1 protein-coding gene is annotated in these 237 nt (G+C 73.4%); it reads right to left on the bottom strand.

What is annotated here, in order from left to right; genetic code table 11:
• A partial coding sequence (locus PSHG_RS31125; protein ID WP_010267680.1) for a hypothetical protein occupies positions 1–237 on the bottom strand: 237 nt, incomplete at both ends.

Here is a 237-nt window from a genome sequence, read left to right as displayed (position 1 = left end):
GGCCGGGGGCGCTACCCTCCTCCGTGGCCGCAAGACGCGCCGACGCCTCCGCGATCCGCTCGAGCAGCCCCGCCTTTTCCGCCTCCGGCACCTCCGCAGCGGCATACGCCGCCAGCGCTGACGCCAGCTCGCTCTCCGCCTGCGCAACCTCCGCTTCGCTCGCGTACGCGTCGTCCGCGACCGCCTGCGCGGCGAGGATTGCAGCGGTTAACGCTGCGCGGCTCGTTGGCGGATACT

This window comes from Paenibacillus senegalensis JC66, assembly GCF_000285515.1.
GTDB classification, from domain to species: Bacteria; Bacillota; Bacilli; order Paenibacillales; family NBRC-103111; genus Paenibacillus_L; species Paenibacillus_L senegalensis.
The sequence above is the reverse complement of the archived record's forward strand: the minus strand, read 5'-3'. Positions and strand labels throughout refer to the sequence as shown.